The organism is Mucilaginibacter sp. P1_A3, assembly GCF_056406855.1.
The window spans coordinates 120,987-139,995 of sequence record NZ_JBFTZJ010000003.1; the positions used below are offsets into that span (position 1 = coordinate 120,987).

Genomic DNA, 19,009 nt, shown 5'->3' on the forward strand with positions numbered 1-19,009 from the left:
ATCCGATTAGTAGGCCGTCCAACCACCGTCAGCTGTCAGCACCGCCCCATTAATGAAAGCTGATTTTTCTGAAGCCAGAAATAAAGCCAGTTCTGCAATCTGCTCCGGATTTGCAGCCGGCGGGGCATTACCGGTTCCAGCGTTCATTCTTTCAAAACCGAAGGGGTGGGGTTCCATGCCTTGAATAATGTTGGTATTTATGCCACCGGGCGCTATCGCATTGCAGCGAATGTTTTTTGTGGCATATTGGTAGCCGATATTTTTGGTGAGGCCAATCAGGGCGTGCTTGGAGACTGTGTAAGCGGCGCCTGCCCGGCCGCCGTACAGGCCGCCGATTGAAGCGATATTGATGATCGTTCCTCCTTGTTTCTTCAGGAAAAGTTGAACGGCCTCCCTACAGGTGAAAAAAGGACCATTTAGATTGGTGCCCAGCACCTTGTTCCATAATTCATCACTGACCTCGGCCACCGGGGTGAAATTATCCATAACGCCGGCATTATTGACCAGTATGTCGAGCGTTTGGTAGCTATCCAGCACAAATTTTATAACCAGTTGTACGTCCTCTTTGCGGGCGATATCCGCAGCAATGCACAATGCTGTTCCTCCTTTCGCGTTGATCCCCGCCGCAACGGTTTCGATATTTTGGTGATGGATATCGGTCAGTACAACTTTGGCGCCTTGTTCGGCAAAAGTTTCTGCGATGGCTTTCCCGATCCCTGATCCGGCTCCGGTCACCAGGGCTGTTTTTTGTGTCAATAGCTTCATAATGGTAGAATTTTATTAAACAAAAGTCCTGCGTAAATCGGGGTTAAAGAATGATCACGGTCACCCAAATGGATGATGCCATACCGTAAAGATCAGGCAGCAAAATTCGGCAGTCATTTTGCAGAAGTTGCCAAACCTCGCTTTTTCGGGGTATGGTTACGTCTCTTCGCTGTTTTGGGTGTGCTTATGTCTATTTGTTTTATACAACTCCACGCTAAAGGTGACAATTGTCATCTCTATAAATAACAACCATCATTTATCCGATGAAAGGTTGATTGTAGCTTCGTCTTAGTTTACAGTGGGCTTTAGTAAAGCTGTCTACAATGCTATCGCTAACGATTATTGCGGCTTTTGAATGTCAGATTCAGTGCCGTGGCTCCCGCCGGACAACCGTGTAAAATGGCAGGGGGATTATTCCACAAGTAAAAAACTAAATGATCGCAAATATATAGTTCAACCTTAATGGCTCAGTAATCAAAAAAGCAATTATGAATACATTATCTCAAAAAGAACTGACTGATATCAATGCCTACTGGCGGGCAGCAAACTACCTGGCGGCAGGGCAGATATATTTACAGGGAAACCCCTTACTAAAGGAGCCTTTAAAGCCAGGGGATATTAAGCCACGCTTGCTCGGCCACTGGGGTACTTCTCCTGGCTTAAACCTGATCTATGTTCATTTGAACAGGCTGATCAAAAATACGGGCGCAAATGTGCTTTATGTTTGTGGACCGGGGCACGGTGCTCCCGCCATTGTAGCCAACACTTACTTAGAGGGCACCTATTCAGAAATTTATCCGGAGGTTGGACAAGATGCGCAAGGTATGCGGCAGTTGTTTCGCCAGTTTTCGACACCGGGAGGAGTGCCCAGCCATGTAGGAGCTCATGTGCCCGGATCGGTGCATGAGGGCGGTGAATTGGGATATGCGTTGAGTCACGCATTTGGAGCGGTATTTGATAATCCCGACCTGCTGGCCGCCTGCGTTGTTGGAGATGGGGAAGCGGAAACAGCTCCGCTGGAAGGTAGCTGGAAATCGATCGCATTCCTAAACCCCGTACGTGATGGCGCCGTATTACCGATACTGCACCTTAACGGTTATAAAATATCCGGTCCTACAATACTTGCCCGGATGACCGATGTGCAATTGACCCAGCTATTCTCTGGTTATGGCTATGATGTGTTTTTTGTGGAGGGGGATATACCTGCGATGGTTCATCAGCAAATGGCAGGGATATTGGACGAGGCCTACCGGAGGATCAGGTTGATACAGGAAAAAGCCAGGGCGGGCGGTATTACAACACCTATCCGGTGGCCGATGATTATTTTACGGACGCCAAAAGGCTGGAGCGGACCCAAAGAATGGAAAGGGGTTCCAATTGAGGGCACCTTCCGGGCGCATCAAGTGCCACTTACCGGGGTAAAAGAAGATCCGGATAAACTGATATTACTTGAATCCTGGATGCGCAGCTACCGGCCGGAAGAATTGTTTGATGACGCTGGAAAACTGATACCCGAATTGGCCGCTCTGGCGCCGCAAGGGGATAAACGGATGAGTGCATTGCCTGATGCTAACGGAGGTGTACTGCTAAAGGAACTTATCTTACCTGATTTTAGCTCATACGAATTAAAGATAACAGGTCCTGGTGAAACAGAAGCGGAAAGCACCCGCAATTTTGGCAAATACCTCCGCGATGTTTTTACCCTTAATAAAGATGCTAAAAACTTCAGACTTTTTTGCCCGGACGAAACGACCTCGAACCGCCTGGAAGCAGTTTTTGAAGTAACCAACAGGCGTTCTATGGAACAGATTTTGCCCAAAGATGACAAGCTGGCCAACGATGGGCGGGTGATGGAAGTATTAAGCGAACATTTGTGTGAAGGATGGCTGGAAGGTTATTTACTCACCGGGAGACATGGCTTGTTCCCCTGTTATGAGGCTTTTGTCACCATTGTAGATTCTATGGTGAGCCAGTATGCCAAATGGATCAAAACATCGCGTGAACTGCCTTGGCGCAAGCCTGTAGCATCGTTGAACTATTTACTGACTTCACATACCTGGCGACAGGACAATAATGGTTACAGTCATCAGGGGCCTGGTTTTATAGATACGGTGGTGAACAAAAAAAGCTCCGTAGTCAGGATTTATTTGCCGCCTGATGCCAATACCCTTTTATCGGTTATGGACCATTGCCTGCGCAGCAAAGATTATGTAAATGTGGTGGTGGCAGGAAAGCAGCCGGAATTGCAGTGGTTGTCTATGAAAGAAGCTATTGAGCATTGTGCCAAAGGAGCTTCTGATTGGAAATGGGCGGGTAATAGCCATGGGCAAATGCCTGATGTGGTATTGGGCTGTGCCGGTGACGTACCCACACTGGAATCTGTTGCTGCAGCGAAATTATTAATGGATCATTTTCCCGATCTGGTGGTTAGGTTAGTTAATGTGGTGGATCTGATGGCCCTCTCTCCGCAGGCTTATCACCCCCATGGAATGAGTGATGAATTGTTTAGTGAACTGTTTACAAATACAGCTCCCGTAATTTTCGCATTTCATGGCTACGTACGCATTATTCATGATCTGGTGCATGGCCGCCCTGATCCTGCCCGTTTTCATGTACGTGGCTTTATGGAGGAAGGAACTACAACTACGCCCTTTGATATGGTGGTATTGAACCAGATGAGCCGCTATCATTTAGCGATGGAAGCAGTGAAAAGAGTGCCGCGGATGCATCAGCAAGCAGATGGTTTTATCAACTGGTGCGAATCCAGATTAAAGGAGCATCACAACTATATCTGTGCTCATCTGGATGATATGCCCGAAATTAAGAACTGGAAATGGACCCGGACTGAAACGGTAGTAGAAGATTGATCGTTTTTGCATACCCGCCAAATTACCAATAAGTAGTACGCATCATCATAATGATGCGTACTACTTCGATTCAGGGTCTGACGTTAAACAATTCCTGATGTGATGTTTATCATTTAATTGCCGGGGCATTATTGCAAAATTTACAACAGGAGGAATATTCAACCGGATACATTATGAAAACTATTATCGTTCTCCATGACAACTCGCCGGCAGACCTTCATGCAGCCGTTTTCGCCAAGATGATCGCCAGGAAGATCCAGGCAAAAATAGTGATTTGTCATACTTCAAAAGTACGGAAGCAGAAACGCGAAAAAGTGCGGGCTGGAACACATCTCGCAGCGGATGAGCATGAACAGTATGTAAATAAAGTATTGGATGAAACAGATGTACCAAATTATTCTGAGCGTAACAATAACCCCGTTATTGAAGAAATGAGGATTACTGATTTCAATATTCCCCGCTTTGCAGAGATGGTCAATAAAGATCAGGTATATATGATCATCAAGGGTTTGCCTTCTAAAGTAAAAAAGAACGATGCGGAAGGGAAACTGGATGCCTATTGCGTATTGAACCGGGTGCTTAGCCCGCTCATGCTGATCCCGGAGGATTGGCCGCTGAAAGATCTGGAACGCCTGGTTTATATAGCGGACCTCCGCTATTGCCGCATAGCTATTGTTAAATACCTGGTTGAGCTGGCTAAGCCATTTAACGCCAGCTTAACCATTGCCCATTTATCTGCCAAGGGATTGCCGCATATTATTGAGTCATATGCACAAAGTATATTTTTAGAAGAAATAAGTTCTCGTTTTGATTATGACCGGCTGTTTTTTAACAATATACAGGAACGCGATTTGATCAAAGCGGTTGACGTGATGATCAACGGTATGCATAACGATTTGCTGGTTGTGGTCAATCACCGCTTTCATTTTGAGGAAATTATAGGTGAATATTTAGGGCATTCCCTGCCCGTTCATATCTCTGTGCCATTGCTCATTTTTCCATGCTGATTAAACTATGGAAGTAATGGCCGATACTGAAATGAAATTTTGGGAGTTTGATACAGAAACGGCTTATCAGCAGCTATCCACTGATTCTAAGGGCTTATCAGATCGGGAAGCGGCCATCCGAAGGCGGCTTTATGGGCCCAACACAATCAGGAACAATCCAAAAACATCTTTTTTTCTTTTATTTCTGGCACAGTTTAAAAGCCCGGTTACGCTGTTACTAATCGCAGCCGCTTTACTTTCTGCTTGCTTGGGTGATGTGGCGGATACTGCAATTATCCTCGCCATTGTTCTAATCAGTGGGTTTTTAGGCTTCTGGCAGGAAAAAGGAGCCGCAGACGCGGTTAAGGAACTGTTAAAATTGGTACAGCTGCACTGTGATGTGCTGCGGGATGGTCAATTTAAAGCCATTCCTGTGGAAGAAGTTGTCCCTGGGGATGTAGTTAGCTTAACCGCGGGAGACTTTATTCCCGGAGATAGTTTACTGATGGAATCACAGGACCTGTTTGTAGATGAAGCTGCATTTACCGGCGAGACCTTTCCGGTTGAAAAGCGTTGCGGCGCTGTTGCTGCCAATGCTCCCATGGCCAAACGGAGTAATACCTTGTTTATGGGATCACATGTGATCAGCGGCAGGGCCAAAGCATTGGTCATCCAAACAGGAGCCGGGACAGAATTTGGAAAAATATCCGCAGAATTAATGAGCAGGACACCCGAAACTGATTTTGAAAAAGGGATAAGAAAATTCGGCTACATGTTAATGGAGATAACCTTACTGCTTGTTATTATCATATTCGCCGCAAACGTACTGCTTCATAAACCTGTATTGGATTCCTTTTTATTTTCCCTGGCATTGGCTGTAGGACTTACGCCGCAATTGTTGCCAGCCATTATAAGTGTGAACTTAGCGGCAGGGGCAAGAAGGATGGCCCAGCAGCAGGTGATCGTTAAACGCCTGTCTTCTATAGAGAACTTTGGCAGCATGAGCATCTTATGCACGGATAAAACCGGGACAATTACAGAAGGAAAGGTAACCCTGGCAGAGAGTCTTGATTGTAATGGCAGGCATAGCGATAAGGTGTTGCAATATGCATGGCTTAATGCTAAAATGCAGCAAGGCTTTCATAACCCCATTGATGAGGCAATATGTAATACGCACGTGGACACGCTAAGCGACTATCATCTCCTGGCGGAAATTCCGTATGATTTCATCAGAAAAAGATTGACTATTCAGGTTAAAAATGACACCTGTAATATGGCAATAACGAAAGGCTCACTGCAAGGTATCCTGGCGTTATGTGACCAGGTGGAAACAAGCGAGGGAAAACGGGCGGATATCCGGGAAATGGAAACGGTGCTTCATGAACAATATACCCGGTTAAGTGAAGCTGGCCTCCGGACGTTGGGTGTGGCTTATAAACCTATTGACGGTAAACTCATCATAACAAAAGATGATGAGCGTGGGATGATCTTTTTAGGCTTTATTACCTTGTTTGATCCACCCAAGGAGGGGATTTATGAAACAATTAAAAAACTGAATACACTTGGAGTCAGTTTGAAAATAATTACCGGGGACAATGCCCTGGTTGCTAAAAGCCTGGCGCTACGGATAGGTATTGGGCACCCTAAGTTGCTCACTGGATCCGCTATACAAAAAATGAGCAATGCTGCACTAAGCCACCAGGCGCCCCTTACAGATATATTTGCGGAAGTGGAGCCTAACCAAAAAGAAAGAATCATTATGGTTTTGAAAAAGGTAGGGCATGTGGTTGGTTTTATGGGGGATGGCATCAATGACGCCCCGGCCTTACATGCGGCAGATGTTGGAATCTCTGTGAATACAGCGGTGGATGTAGCCAAAGAGGCCGCTGACATCGTATTACTTAGCAGGGACCTGAATGTGTTGCTGGAGGGGATCCTGGAAGGGCGCAAAACGTTTGCCAATACCATGAAATATATTTTTATGGCCACCAGTGCTAATTTTGGCAATATGTTCAGTATGGCGGGCGCATCCTTGTTTTTGCCTTTTTTGCCGTTGTTGCCAAAGCAGGTACTGCTCACGAATCTATTAACGGATTTTCCAGAAATGGCGATCGCGACGGACCGTGTTGACGACATCAATATCCAGACGCCGCAACGCTGGGATATGCGGTTTATCCGGCGTTTTATGATCACCTTTGGCCTGTTAAGCTCGGTTTATGACTACCTGACCTTTGGGGTCTTATTATTCATCATCCATGCCAATGAAAAGGTATTCCAAACCGGCTGGTTTACCGAATCCGTTATTTCGGCTATCTTAATTGTACTGATTGTGCGTACACGCCTGCCATTTTTTAAAAGCCTGCCCGGTAAGTATCTTTTTACAGCAACGATAATTGTCCTTACAGTGGTCTTGACCCTGCCTTTAACATCGTTAGCTACCTGGTTTGGTTTTGTTCAGTTATCCTTCGCATTTTACTGCTGGATGTTATTAATCATCGTATGCTATATGTTTAGCGCTGAACTTGCTAAATACTTTTTTTACAGGGGAGCGTATCATCTTTTGAAAAAGGGTCGCTTTAAATTTTTAACCAAATGAATCAAACCGAGATCCGTTTCCTGGAAGGACCGCATTCACGCTTGCAGGAATTGAAGTTTACTGTGCAAACCATGATTGACCTGATTCATGGTTTGCGGGCATTGCATTTTATTGGTCCGTGCATCACCATATTTGGCTCTGCAAGGTTCAAAGAGGATCATCCTTATTATGAAATGACCCGACGTGCTGGCGCAGCATTTGCCAGCCTGGGATTTACCATTTTAACTGGCGGTGGTCCGGGTTTAATGGAGGCAGCCAACAGGGGGGCAAAAGATGTAGGTGGGCGGTCTGTAGGCTGCAATATACAGCTGGCTGCTGAACAGCTGCCAAATGCCTATCTGGATAAATGGGTGTATCTGAAGCATTTTTTCGTGCGCAAGGTATTGCTTGTGAAGTATTCTTTTGCTTTTGTGGTAATGCCCGGAGGATATGGTACCCTGGATGAATTTTTTGAGGCCCTTACCCTGATACAGACCCATAAGATCCATAATTTCCCGGTCATCATATTTGGAAGGGAATATCATCAGGAATTGCTCGACCACATCGCTATCATGAAAAAGGACGCGACCATAAGCGAGCCGGATACAAGGCTTTACCTGGTGACCGACGATATTGAGGAGGCTGTAAACCTGATCCGTGAAAAAAGCATCAAGCAGTATGGATTAAAACCCAAACGTGTAACAAAACCATTAAGGTGGCTTTTTGAAGATTCCTGATAACAGGTAATGGGAGGGGTGCTACTTATGCTTATTAAATTTGCAAAATTGTATGCCAAAGCAAGGTTTACACTAAAAAAAGATGCTCAAGAAGCAGGGTAGTGTGGAAATATAAATCTGCGACTATATTATCTAAAGTATGATAAAACAAACTAATGCTGATCGGCAATTTTGTAGGAGTGCTTATTGTAACCCAGAGATATTTTTTCAATAAAGCCGGCTTCTACCAATTTTTTTAACCGGGTGTTAAATGAACTGATGCTCATCTTATACCCTTGATCGCATATTGCAAGCCAAAGGCTTTCCGCGTTTTTCTCCCCCGGTAATGTGGTCATATAATCGATGATCTGCTCGTTAATTATCCGTTGTTGTTCCTGCGGTTTGGTAGGGCGTGATTTAGAGGTTCTAAAAGGAAATGGGTTATTCATACTTGTATCGCAATCAATAATAGCTGCCGTAGTTTATTTAATCCCATTAAAATAGCGTTGAAATTTGAAGCAAATCTGAAGTTGAGGCAGAATGACTTAAAGGAGGTTATATCAGGTTTTTGTTAAAATCTGTTAAATGCCCTCAATTTCATGCCAACTACAGAATGTTAGGATAGTATTGTGAAAATAGAAGGTCCCGGGCGGTTATGTTCTGGTGTTTGTCGATACAAAAGCCCTCTCTGCCGGCACATCGTTTATAATGTTTAAAGGCTTTTTAAATTTAATAGAAACTTATTGATGTAACCTGATTTTAAATTTATGGACAGAAAAGAATTTCTTTCAGCTATTGGTATTACTGCCGCGTCATTCGCCCTTATCAACTGCGTAGGTTGTTCCAAAAAATCGGACGGCTCCGCATCTGGCGTTACTGGCCCATCCGGCGTAGACTTTACACTTGATCTTAGTACATCAGCTAACTCAGCACTGCTTACTAACGGCGGTTACCTGGCATCTAACGGAGTTATTGTTGCCAAAACATCCGCCGGTACGTATATAGCTGTTCAACAATCCTGTACTCACGAGAGTTATCCCCTGATTTATCAGGGCAGCAGCCAGCAGTTTTACTGTAATAACCATGGTTCGGCTTTTACAGAAAAGGGTGTTGTTAAAAATTCGCCGGCAAACCGTAGCCTAACGGTATATCAAACTACATTAACCGGAACATCGCTGAGGGTGTTCTCTTAAAAATTGATAAAAATGAAGCTATTAACAATTTTTCTTTTCTTGTTTACAACCAGCACCGCCACATGGCTGGGTGATTTCAATAAAGCACAAACTGAGGCAGCAGCAGCACATAAACTTATCCTGGTTAATTTCTCCGGATCAGATTGGTGTGGCCCATGCATTCGTTTGAGGAAGGAAATTCTGGAATCGGAAAAATTCAATGATTTTGCTACAGATCGCCTGGTGTTGGTTCGTGCCGATTTTCCGCGGCAAAAGAAAAATCAATTGAGCAAAGAACAGGTAAAACTGAACGAAGCGCTGGCCGACAAATATAATCCCGACGGCAAGTTTCCATTTACGCTGCTGATTGATGAGCATGGTAAAGTATTAAAAGAATGGGATGGATATCCCGATGAAACTGCCGACCAGTTTATTAGCCAAATCCAATCTTCTGCAAATGCCAGCCATTGAAACCATTAAAAAGGCAACAACCGCTTACAAGCGGGTACTGAAGTTGATGGGGAACCGGTTTGAGATTAGTGTTGTAGGCGATAACCAGGATTGGGCAGATAGTTGTATTGATATGGCTGTTGCCGAGATTAGCCGGATTGAAAAGCTGTTGACCACCTTCAGCGATGATAGCCAAACTAACCAGATTAATGCGGCTGCGGGTATCCGGCCGGTAAAGGTTGATCTTGAAGTATACCAGCTGATAGAGCGCTCATTGAAAATATCTGAGCTTACCCAGGGAGCGTTTGATATTACTTATGGTTCTATTGATAAAAGCCTTTGGAATTTTGATGTGAACATGAAAAGCTTGCCGGCTGCAGAAACTGCCCGGGAAGCGGTACGCCTTATTAATTACAGAAATGTAATCATGGATGCCGAAAATACCACAGTTATGCTCAAAGAGAAAGGTATGCGCACTGGTTTTGGAGGAATAGGAAAGGGCTATGCGGCCGATCGCGCTAAAGCTGTGCTACAGCAAAATGGAGTAAGTAGCGGGATAGTAAACGCAGCTGGCGACTTGATTACCTGGGGAATGCAACCCAACGGCAACCCCTGGACGATTGCTATTGCCGATCCGGATAAGCGAATGACGCCATTCTCTACACTCAATATCAGCAATATGGCTATTGCTACATCCGGTAACTATGAAAAGTTTGTCATCATCAATGGTAAAAAATATTCGCACACTATTGACCCAAAAACCGGCTTTCCGGTAAGCGGAATTAAGAGTGTAAGCATTATTTGCCCCAGCGCGGAGTTTGCCGATGCAATGGCCACACCCGTCACAGTTATGGGGGTTCATGTAGGACTTAACCTGGTAAACCAATTGCAACAGCTTGCTTGTGTAATCATTGATGACGATAATCAACTCTATACCTCCAAAAATATTAACATTAAAAATTAGCAGATGAAAAAAATACCCCTGATTAAATTAATACTCATAGCCAGTTTACCAGTCTTCGGCTTATCGTCATGTATGTCTGTAAAAGCTTATCAAAAAAACCGCCTGAATGATGCCGAAATGGAGTTGTCTGCCCGTAAATCGCAGAAGTTTGAACAAAGTTTTCAATTATACAGAGAAGGTGGCTCGGGAGCCAATGGTGGTAAAAGCGGCGGTGGCTGCGGATGTAACTAAAAACGCGGCTTGATATGAGAAAAATATATTTATGTGTGGCTGCCCTATATTTAGGGATTGTTGCTTCGCACGCGCAAACTAAAACTTTACCGGTTAAGGATAGTAGCAATTATGAAGCACGGAAGCTTAAAATTGAAGAGATCAATATCATTTCGGCTTATTACCACCAAAATGGTAACAACTCTGCAGTAACCGGAGGCATCGGCACCGAAAACTTAACTGATTTTGCCAATACATTTGATTTGCAACTTTCAAAATATGGCGTAAGTGGCAAAAAACATACTTTTACTTTCGAACTGGGGGTAGATCACTACACCTCTGCATCATCAGATAAAATAGATCCGAACAGTATTTCCTCCGCCTCCAGGCAGGATACCCGAGTATACCCATCATTGAACTGGACCGTTTCAAACGACAAAACCGGCAACGCTTTCGGATTAACCGGATCTTATTCGCATGAGTTTGATTATCAGTCTTTTGGTGGGGGTATAAATCTTACCCGGGTATCTAAGGATAAAAATACCCAGTTTGATTTTAAGGGACAGGTTTTTCTTGATACCTGGAAAGTAATTTTACCGGTTGAACTGCGACCGCCAGGATATGGTTCAGGATCTGACCGCGACGGGCGAGGTTCTGTTGACCATAGTCCGCGTAATTCATTCAGTACGTCGTTTTCTGTTTCACAGGTGCTAACGCCCCGGCTTCAGGCTTTACTGATCATCGAGCCATCTTATCAGCATGGTTTGCTGGCCACCAAATACCAGCGTGATTATTTTACCGATGGCTCTGAACGGGTAGAAAGCCTTCCGGGTAATCGATATAAACTCCCCATAGCCGTACGATTTAACTATTTCCTGGATGATCATTTTGTGATCCGGACGTTTTACCGTTACTATATGGATAGTTGGGGTATCCGGGCTCATACTGCAGAGCTGGAAATACCTATTAAGCTAACTTCATTTGTATCGGTGAGCCCTTATTACCGGTATAATAACCAGCAGGGTACACGCTATTTTGCACCTTATGGGCAGCATAATCCTACCGATACATATTACACCAGCGATTATGACCTGTCTACATTACATAGCAATTTTGTTGGGGCCAATATAAGGTTGTCTCCGCCTACAGGTGTGTTTGGTTGGCAGCATTTCAATTCGCTGGAGATTAGGGCAGGCCACTACATGCGCTCTACCGGATTGAATTCAAATATTGTAACGCTGGCCATGAAGTTCAAATAATATATTCGTTAATAAAACAAGTGTAAATGCATCACGAGCACCATGTAACCAGTTCAGAAACCATCAGAGATATCGTGATCGGTATGTCTGATGGGTTAACAGTCCCTTTTGCTTTAGCGGCAGGTTTAAGCGGGGCCATCAGTTCTTCGGGCCTCGTGGTCACCGCGGGTATCGCGGAGATCCTTGCGGGTTCTATAGCCATGGGCTTGGGTGGTTACCTTGCCGGGCGAACAGAGGTAGATCATTACCAGTCTGAACTAAAGCGGGAATATGAAGAAGTAGAGCGCCTGCCTGAACAGGAAAAGGCAGAAGTGAGAGAAGTATTTGCAGGCTTTGGTCTTTCGGAAACTTTACAGCATCAAATTGCTGATGAAATGACAAAAGACAAAAAACAATGGGTGGAGTTTATGATGCGCTATGAATTGGGATTGGAAGAGCCCAATGCCAACCGGGCAAAAAAAAGTGCCGTTACTATTGGTATCTCCTACATTGTTGGAGGCATTATCCCCCTGACGCCATACATTCTTATTAGCCACGCTCAGGAAGCTCTTTTTTATTCTTGTGGACTTACATTAATTTGCTTATTTATCTTTGGTTACTTTAAAAGTAAGATGACGGGCCAACCGGCATTAACCGGGGCATGCAAAGTAGTTGTAATTGGCGCACTTGCCGCTGGGGCTGCTTTCATGATGGCTAAGCTAATTACCGGAAAATAAAGCCTGCTAACTTAGTGTAAATATGAATGCCATTCCTGTTAAAACAAAAATTGCATCAAATCAGGTTCTAAAAATCAGCCCGTTTAAGGAAGTGATCAAGCCCACTGTGCCGCATAAACATGTTGGTTACTTCGAGCTGATCATATTAAGTCAAGGTTCGGGATTTCATACCATTGATGATAGCACATTCGAAGTATTGCCCCCAGCTGTTTATTTTTTAAAGCCTGGACAAACGCACTGCTGGGATTTTTCCAGGATACCCAAAGGCTTTGTTATCCTGTTCAGAGAGGAGCTGCTGAACAGGGAAGGTTTGGAGATTGTTTATCATTTACCTTCACACTTAATTCCTGCAAATAGTGATACGCTTTTAGAGTTGGTAAAAAGATTTCACCAGGACTATCAATCCGGTACATCACTCACTATACTTAAGGTTTATTTACAACTGATTCTGTTAAAGATTGCAGAGAGGGAAAATGCCTTACCCCAAAAAGATGCAGCGTTTAATGCTGTTTATTACCAATTTAAAAGCCTGGTTAATGAAAACTACCAACAGATAAAAAAGATACAGGATTATGCCGATCTGTTAAACGTGCCAGCATCCCGGTTAAATATGATCTGTAAGAACGCTTCAGGTAAAACCCCTTCCATGTTGTTAAATGAGCGCATCCTCTTAGAATCCAAAACGTTGTTATCCAATACTCCATTGTCTATCAAAGAAATTGCCGCCGTTCTTGATTTTTCTGATACTTCACACTTTGTTAAATTTTTCAGGCTCAATACCAATTTAACACCGGGCCAGTACCGGGAGCTTGCCCTGACATCGGCAGGCAAAACAGTTTAATTATACCGCAAATGATAGGTATTATACCGTGATCAACATGCGGTAAACTCTACTTTTACAGGTGCTATCTGCATGCTATCATGAAAGTACGTTTACTACTCGGTTGTTTCATCTTGTTTTTTTCTTATACCCATTCATTTGCGCAGAGAGCGATTTTGAAAGGTAATGTAATGGATGCCAAAAGCAAATTGCCGGTTGAATATGCGAGTGTTGCCCTATTCAAAACAACAGATTCCACACTGGTTGCCGGCCAGGTAACCAGGGCCAATGGCGAATTTGAGTTTGCCAAAATACCACAAGGCAGCTATCGCCTCAAAGTTGTATTTATAGGCTATGAAACTAAATATCTGAAAGATATCAATATATTATACAGTCAGCAACTGAACTTAGGCGATATCCAGATCAATCCCTCGGGTAAAATGCTGAATGAGGTTGCTGTTTCTGGCCAGAAAATAACAGCATTAAATAAAATTGATAAACAAAGCTATAAAGCCTGGCAGTTTGAGTCTGCCAAAGGCGGCTCAGCTATTGACGTATTAAAAAATTTGCCATCTGTTGCTGTCAATGCCGAGGGCGACATTAGTGTACGTGGCTCAGCGGGCTTCATGGTTCTCATCAACGGTAAACCTGTTTTGGCCGATGCACAAACCGTGCTAACACAGTTACCGGCCAATGTGATAGATAATATTGAACTGATAACGGCGCCATCAGCTAAATATGATCCGGATGGCCGGGGCGGCATCATCAATATAGTTACTAAAAAGGGTACGGCTGATGGCCTTACACTTACAGCCAATGCACAGGGTGGGCTGCCCAGTACAACCTACTATGGCAACCTGGAGAAGCCGAGACGCTTTGGAGGCGATGCCACCATTAACTATAGAAAAAATAAGTGGGATATTTCGGTGGGGGGTAATTATACCCGGAATGATAATGCAGGTTATCGGGAAGGTGACGTTTATACAAAAAATTTCACCAACAATACCATCACCCGTTTCCCATCTAACGGAGAAAGAAGTTTCGACCGGTATAATTATGCCGGAAGGGCATCCGTAAGTTATACTGCCGACCCGAACAATGTGATATCGGTGGGATTGTACAGTGGCAAAAGATACCAGGCGCGCCTGGCCGACCTGCTGTACAGCAACACCACTTCAAACCTCAGCAACAATACACCTATCAAAAGCACAACCTATTATAACTCAAACCTACAAACCAAAGAAGGCGCTTTTAATCTGGGGAATATTGATTATGCCCACACCTTCACCAATAAATCAACCCTGATAGCCAGTTTGCTGTATGAGCACGATAACTTGTACGGGGCTACTCAAAATCGAAATTTAAAATATCCAAATACAACCGACACCATACAATATGTAAATAACCCTTACAAAAGACCCATCAATGCTTACCGGTTAAAACTTGATTATAGTGTAACCCTTGGCATGGGGAAACTGGAAAGCGGTTACCAGTTCAGGCATGATACCCAGGATGGTATTTTTGATTATTTTGTAACACCGGCCACCTCGCAACCCGATCTGGACAGGTTTAGCGGCAGTACCCACGCTAAAAATGATATCAATTCATTTTATAGTCAATATACAGGCAAAGTACAAAAGCTGGAATACGTTGGGGGCTTGCGCTATGAATATGCAGCACGCACGGTTAACTTGTCATATGACCTCAATCCTCATATCCTGAATCTGTCCAATATATTTCCTTCCGCCAGTTTGCTGTATCACATCAACCAGGGTTGGAACCTCAAGGCGGGATATAGCAGGCGGGTACAGCGTAATAGCAATTTAGAATTAAACCCTATACCCGAGCGCGAACATTCAGAAACACTGGAACAGGGCGACCCCGACCTGCTGCCGGAATTTATTGACCTGGCCGAGTTGGGTATGAACCGGAGTTTTACCAAAGGCTCCTTTTTTACCACACTATATTACCAGCATATTAAAAACCCCATACAACGGCTCAACAGTGTGTATGCCGATACCATCCTGAACCGGGTGTATACCAATGCCGGAAGCGCCAAGTTATTAGGACTGGAGGCGGGAATGAATTTATCGCCCTTTAAATGGTGGAGCATTTATCTTGGCGGCAACCTGTATAATTATAAAATACTTGGTAATATTGCCATTTTAAATGAGCCTTTTATCATCTCTAATACAAAGTGGGCCTATTCGGTTAATGGTAACACCAGCTTTCAACTCAGCAAAACGCTTAGTTTGCAAGCTAACGTGAACTATCTTTCTAAAAGGCCAACAGCCCAGGGAGAAGATGGACGTTTTTTTGTACCGAATACCTCTGTGAAAAAAACATTCATGAAAGGGCGTCTGTCTGCATCGCTGCTATGGCAAAACATGAACATGGGGTTATTAGGCGCAAACAAACAGCGTATTACTACTGCCGGGCCTGATTTTTACACTACAACAAATTACATCTCTGAAACAGATATACTCCTGCTCAACCTTAGTTTTAGTTTAAACAGGATTACCAGTAAATTAAAATTACCCACCAGCGAAACAGGTGACAAAGAGTTTTAATAAAGAAAGGTTACAAAATAATAGCTTCGTTTAAACTACACTTTACCCCCCATTGATCATATCAGAGACGATACCTTTATTATCCTTGCGTTCGGCTAAAAAAACACCAGCCAGGTGAACAAAGATAAAAGCAATGATCAGGTACATACAAAAGCCATGAACCTCTTTAACGCTGTGTCTGATGGATTTGAAAGGTGCCAACAAGTCTTCAAATGCCAAAAATAAACCGGTTACAGCCATAACCACGAGCAGAATATAAAATGCAGCATAAATAGCTTTTACCGTAAGTTCATGTTTTGCCAACTCCCTTTCCTTTTTTGTAGATTGGAATTGCCGGTAAATGCTTTTCATTTTACGAATGAATTTTTGATCGGCCAACTGAAAAAACTCAAAAACTAAGCGAAATAAAAATAAACCAACCAATACATACCCAAAATAGGTGTGTATGCTCCAGACACTATCGCTAAGCGCATGTGCAACAGAACCAGCCTGCTTATCGCTTACTGTGGTGCCGGCGTTCTTTAACTCATCTTTAATCAGTGTTGATACCACGCCGTCATCCGTAATGGTTGCATTGATTAATACCGTGATTAATGAACCGCTGATAACGATAGTATTGGCCCAGTGCCATACGCGTAGTGAAGTTGAATATTTTTTTGTATGTCCGTTATGCTGGACGTCTTTACGGACAGGTTCGATTGTTGCCATATTGGTTCTAATTAGTACAGGCTTGGCTTAAGTATGTTTTAATGTTAATCAGATTTAAGCGGATGATCGTGATTGTATTTTTTAATATAAAATATCGGGCTTTCTTTTTTGAGTACCCTATTTATCGTAAATAGCGGCTGAATTGTTTGTAAATTACCAAATAAATATGAAGCAAATCTGTAGTTGCGCTATTGTTACCCGATTCATAAAATAACAGGTCGCATATACTTCAGGTTGTCTTCAATTTCGGTGGTTATATTTGAATAAAAAGCACTTTGAAAATACTGGTAATAGAAGACGAGCAAGGTTTACGTGAGAACATCACCAACTATTTGAATGTAGATGGCAATATCTGCGAAAGCTGTAGCGCGTTGAATCCTGCACTACAGAAACTATCAGACTATGACTATGATTGCGTTCTGTTGGATATCGGGCTGCCTGACGGAGACGGTTTTGGTGTTCTGGAGTACTTGCGAACCAATCAGAAAAATGAAGCAGTGTTGATCATTTCTGCCAGAAATTCGTTAGATGATAAATTAAAAGGATTGAATGTTGGTGCCGATGATTACCTGACCAAGCCCTTTCATTTAGCAGAACTCAAGGCTCGCCTTATGGCAGTTTACCGCAGAAAGGCATTGAATACCAATAATAAACTGGTATTTAATGAGATATCGATCGATGTATTGGGCCGGACGGTGGAAGTTAACGAAACCGCTATCGTCCTGACCAGGAAGGAATATGATATGTTATTGTATTTTATTGCCAACAAGGGTAAGGTTATCTCCAAAAATGCCATTGCCGAGCACCTGTGGGGTGATGAGATGGATATGCATGATAATTTTGATTTTATTTACACACACATCAAAAATCTTCGCCGGAAACTACTGGACGCGGGCGGCAAAGACTATTTAACTTCCATTTACGGGCTTGGGTATAAATTTATTGGTTAATGAAATTATCGGCACATTATACCAGGACGAGTATTTACATCACCCTCAGCGTATTATTGACTGGGGCGGTCATCTATTATTTTGCTATTAATTACATTGCCCAGCAACAGCTGAACGAGGGACTTCAACAGCAATTGACAGAAGCAGAAGAATATGTAAGGAGCAGTAATCAAAACCCGCAACAGTATGACCTTGACAAAGATCATGCAGTGTTTATCAAAACTAATGAGCAGGAGTTACAGAAACGCTTTTTTGATACTATCTATTTCAATCCCAAGGAGCAGCGGAAGGAGGCTGGACGTGCAGTTGAGGACCTTGTTAAGCTAAAGGATACCAATTACAAAGTTATTATTACCATTTCCAGGGCTGGCCAAAAATACCTTATAGAGATTATCATCATTATTACCCTTGCCCTGCTGGCAGGTTTGTTATTGGTGCTTTTTATTATCAATAAATATTTTCTCAATAGCCTTTGGAAACCATTTCAACTCACATTAAAGGAGATAAAGCAATTCAACATTGCAGATGTTAACCAGTTTAAAGGAAAGGCAAGTAAGGTGGACGAATTTGCTGAACTTAACGAAGCCATCCGGGAGATGTCTTTAAGGGTAACCTATGATTACCTTAACCTGAAGCAATTTACAGAGAATGCCTCCCATGAAATGATGACCCCTTTAGCTGTAGTGACCACCAAGCTGGATACGCTGATACAGGATGAAACCTTAAGTGTTGAACAATTGGCACAGATTACTGACATCTACAGCTCGATCAATAAATCAAGCCGGCTTAATCAATCTCTATTATTGCTGGCAAAATTGGAAAATAAACTGATCGCTGATGAGGTGCCTATTAGCCTTGAGGATGTGCTGCCCGCAAAAATGCTGCAGTTTCAGGAACTGATGCAAACAAAAAATCTTTCGTTTAAATCCAATCTGCAGCCCAGGCAGGTGTTAGCCAACAAATACCTGATTGATATTTTATTAAATAATCTGTTCAGTAATGCCATCAGACACAATAATCCCGGTGGCGTTATTAGTATCGAATTGACCGAAGATCAATTGTGTATTAAGAATACCGGTGCTGGCCATCCGTTAGATGAGCATCTGATCTTTGAACGTTTTCAAAAGGGTAAGGAATCACAAGGCACCGGCCTTGGATTAACGTTGGTTAAAAATATCTGCCAGCATTATGGCTATACCATCCGCTACCAATATGAATCCGGATGGCACGGGTTTATCCTCTCTTTTAAGAAAACTGTTGCTGATCAGGGATTATCATGAT

The 19,009-nt window shown here is 43.3% G+C and carries 17 protein-coding genes; 14 read left to right on the forward strand and 3 right to left on the reverse strand.

Features of this window, described 5'->3' with window-relative positions; all coding sequences use genetic code 11:
* Positions 1 to 6: 6 nt before the first annotated feature.
* Positions 7 to 765 (reverse strand): glucose 1-dehydrogenase, encoded by a 759-nt coding sequence (locus AC1D0K_RS07185; protein WP_477390415.1) that lies wholly within the window; start codon positions 763 to 765, stop codon positions 7 to 9.
* Positions 766 to 1,253: 488 nt separating this feature from the next.
* Between AC1D0K_RS07185 and AC1D0K_RS07190 the strand changes: the two genes are divergently transcribed.
* The 4 genes from AC1D0K_RS07190 (at position 1,254) to AC1D0K_RS07205 (ending at position 7,930) form a co-directional block, all read left to right on the forward strand.
* A complete protein-coding gene (locus tag AC1D0K_RS07190; protein WP_477390413.1) occupies positions 1,254 to 3,632 on the forward strand; it encodes a phosphoketolase family protein in 2,379 nt (792 codons plus the stop codon).
* Between the two features lie 173 nt (positions 3,633 to 3,805).
* Positions 3,806 to 4,639, forward strand: coding sequence for a hypothetical protein (locus AC1D0K_RS07195; RefSeq protein WP_477390411.1), 834 nt, complete (start codon positions 3,806 to 3,808; stop codon positions 4,637 to 4,639).
* 16 nt (positions 4,640 to 4,655) lie between these two features.
* Entirely contained in the window at positions 4,656 to 7,214 is a 2,559-nt protein-coding gene (gene mgtA / locus AC1D0K_RS07200) for a magnesium-translocating P-type ATPase (RefSeq protein WP_477390409.1), read from the forward strand.
* Positions 7,211 to 7,930: an LOG family protein gene (locus AC1D0K_RS07205; protein WP_295711486.1), complete on the forward strand. Its 720-nt coding sequence runs from the start codon at positions 7,211 to 7,213 to the stop codon at positions 7,928 to 7,930. Before mgtA ends, AC1D0K_RS07205 begins: the two co-directional genes overlap by 4 nt.
* Before the next feature lie 152 nt (positions 7,931 to 8,082).
* Here the strand turns inward: AC1D0K_RS07205 and AC1D0K_RS07210 are convergent, their stop codons facing one another.
* Entirely contained in the window at positions 8,083 to 8,358 is a 276-nt protein-coding gene (locus AC1D0K_RS07210; protein WP_477390407.1) for a hypothetical protein, read from the reverse strand.
* 318 nt (positions 8,359 to 8,676) lie between these two features.
* Here AC1D0K_RS07210 and AC1D0K_RS07215 point away from each other — a divergent pair, with 318 nt between their 5' ends.
* The 8 genes from AC1D0K_RS07215 to AC1D0K_RS07250 all read left to right on the forward strand — a co-directional run bounded on the left by AC1D0K_RS07215 (position 8,677) and on the right by AC1D0K_RS07250 (position 16,070).
* Entirely contained in the window at positions 8,677 to 9,102 is a 426-nt protein-coding gene (locus tag AC1D0K_RS07215) for a QcrA and Rieske domain-containing protein (protein ID WP_295711490.1), read from the forward strand.
* 12 nt (positions 9,103 to 9,114) lie between these two features.
* A complete protein-coding gene (locus AC1D0K_RS07220) occupies positions 9,115 to 9,552 on the forward strand; it encodes a thioredoxin family protein (protein WP_477390405.1) in 438 nt (145 codons plus the stop codon).
* Positions 9,539 to 10,495 (forward strand): FAD:protein FMN transferase, encoded by a 957-nt coding sequence (locus tag AC1D0K_RS07225; RefSeq protein WP_477390403.1) that lies wholly within the window; start codon positions 9,539 to 9,541, stop codon positions 10,493 to 10,495. The genes AC1D0K_RS07220 and AC1D0K_RS07225 overlap by 14 nt, the downstream gene beginning before the upstream one ends.
* 3 nt (positions 10,496 to 10,498) lie before the next feature.
* A complete protein-coding gene (locus AC1D0K_RS07230) occupies positions 10,499 to 10,726 on the forward strand; it encodes a DUF4266 domain-containing protein (RefSeq protein WP_477390401.1) in 228 nt (75 codons plus the stop codon).
* Positions 10,727 to 10,740: 14 nt separating this feature from the next.
* Entirely contained in the window at positions 10,741 to 11,964 is a 1,224-nt protein-coding gene (locus AC1D0K_RS07235; RefSeq protein WP_477390399.1) for a DUF3570 domain-containing protein, read from the forward strand.
* A 26-nt stretch (positions 11,965 to 11,990) separates the two neighbouring features.
* On the forward strand, positions 11,991 to 12,680 hold the full coding sequence (locus AC1D0K_RS07240) for a VIT1/CCC1 transporter family protein (RefSeq protein WP_477390397.1): 690 nt from the start codon (positions 11,991 to 11,993) through the stop codon (positions 12,678 to 12,680).
* Positions 12,681 to 12,702: 22 nt separating this feature from the next.
* Positions 12,703 to 13,521, forward strand: a complete 819-nt coding sequence (locus AC1D0K_RS07245; protein ID WP_477390395.1) for an AraC family transcriptional regulator — start codon at positions 12,703 to 12,705, stop codon at positions 13,519 to 13,521.
* Positions 13,522 to 13,601: 80 nt separating this feature from the next.
* Positions 13,602 to 16,070, forward strand: a complete 2,469-nt coding sequence (locus AC1D0K_RS07250) for a TonB-dependent receptor (protein WP_477390393.1) — start codon at positions 13,602 to 13,604, stop codon at positions 16,068 to 16,070.
* A gap of 42 nt (positions 16,071 to 16,112) precedes the next feature.
* Here the strand turns inward: AC1D0K_RS07250 and AC1D0K_RS07255 are convergent, their stop codons facing one another.
* Positions 16,113 to 16,778 (reverse strand): cytochrome b/b6 domain-containing protein, encoded by a 666-nt coding sequence (locus tag AC1D0K_RS07255; RefSeq protein ID WP_477390391.1) that lies wholly within the window; start codon positions 16,776 to 16,778, stop codon positions 16,113 to 16,115.
* Between the two features lie 275 nt (positions 16,779 to 17,053).
* Here AC1D0K_RS07255 and AC1D0K_RS07260 point away from each other — a divergent pair, with 275 nt between their 5' ends.
* Together AC1D0K_RS07260 and AC1D0K_RS07265 are read left to right on the forward strand one after the other, a co-directional pair.
* Complete coding sequence (locus AC1D0K_RS07260) at positions 17,054 to 17,728, forward strand: response regulator transcription factor (protein WP_295711507.1); 675 nt, start codon at positions 17,054 to 17,056, stop codon at positions 17,726 to 17,728.
* Positions 17,728 to 19,008, forward strand: a complete 1,281-nt coding sequence (locus AC1D0K_RS07265; RefSeq protein WP_477390389.1) for a sensor histidine kinase — start codon at positions 17,728 to 17,730, stop codon at positions 19,006 to 19,008. The genes AC1D0K_RS07260 and AC1D0K_RS07265 overlap by 1 nt, the downstream gene beginning before the upstream one ends.
* Position 19,009 lies beyond the last annotated feature (1 nt).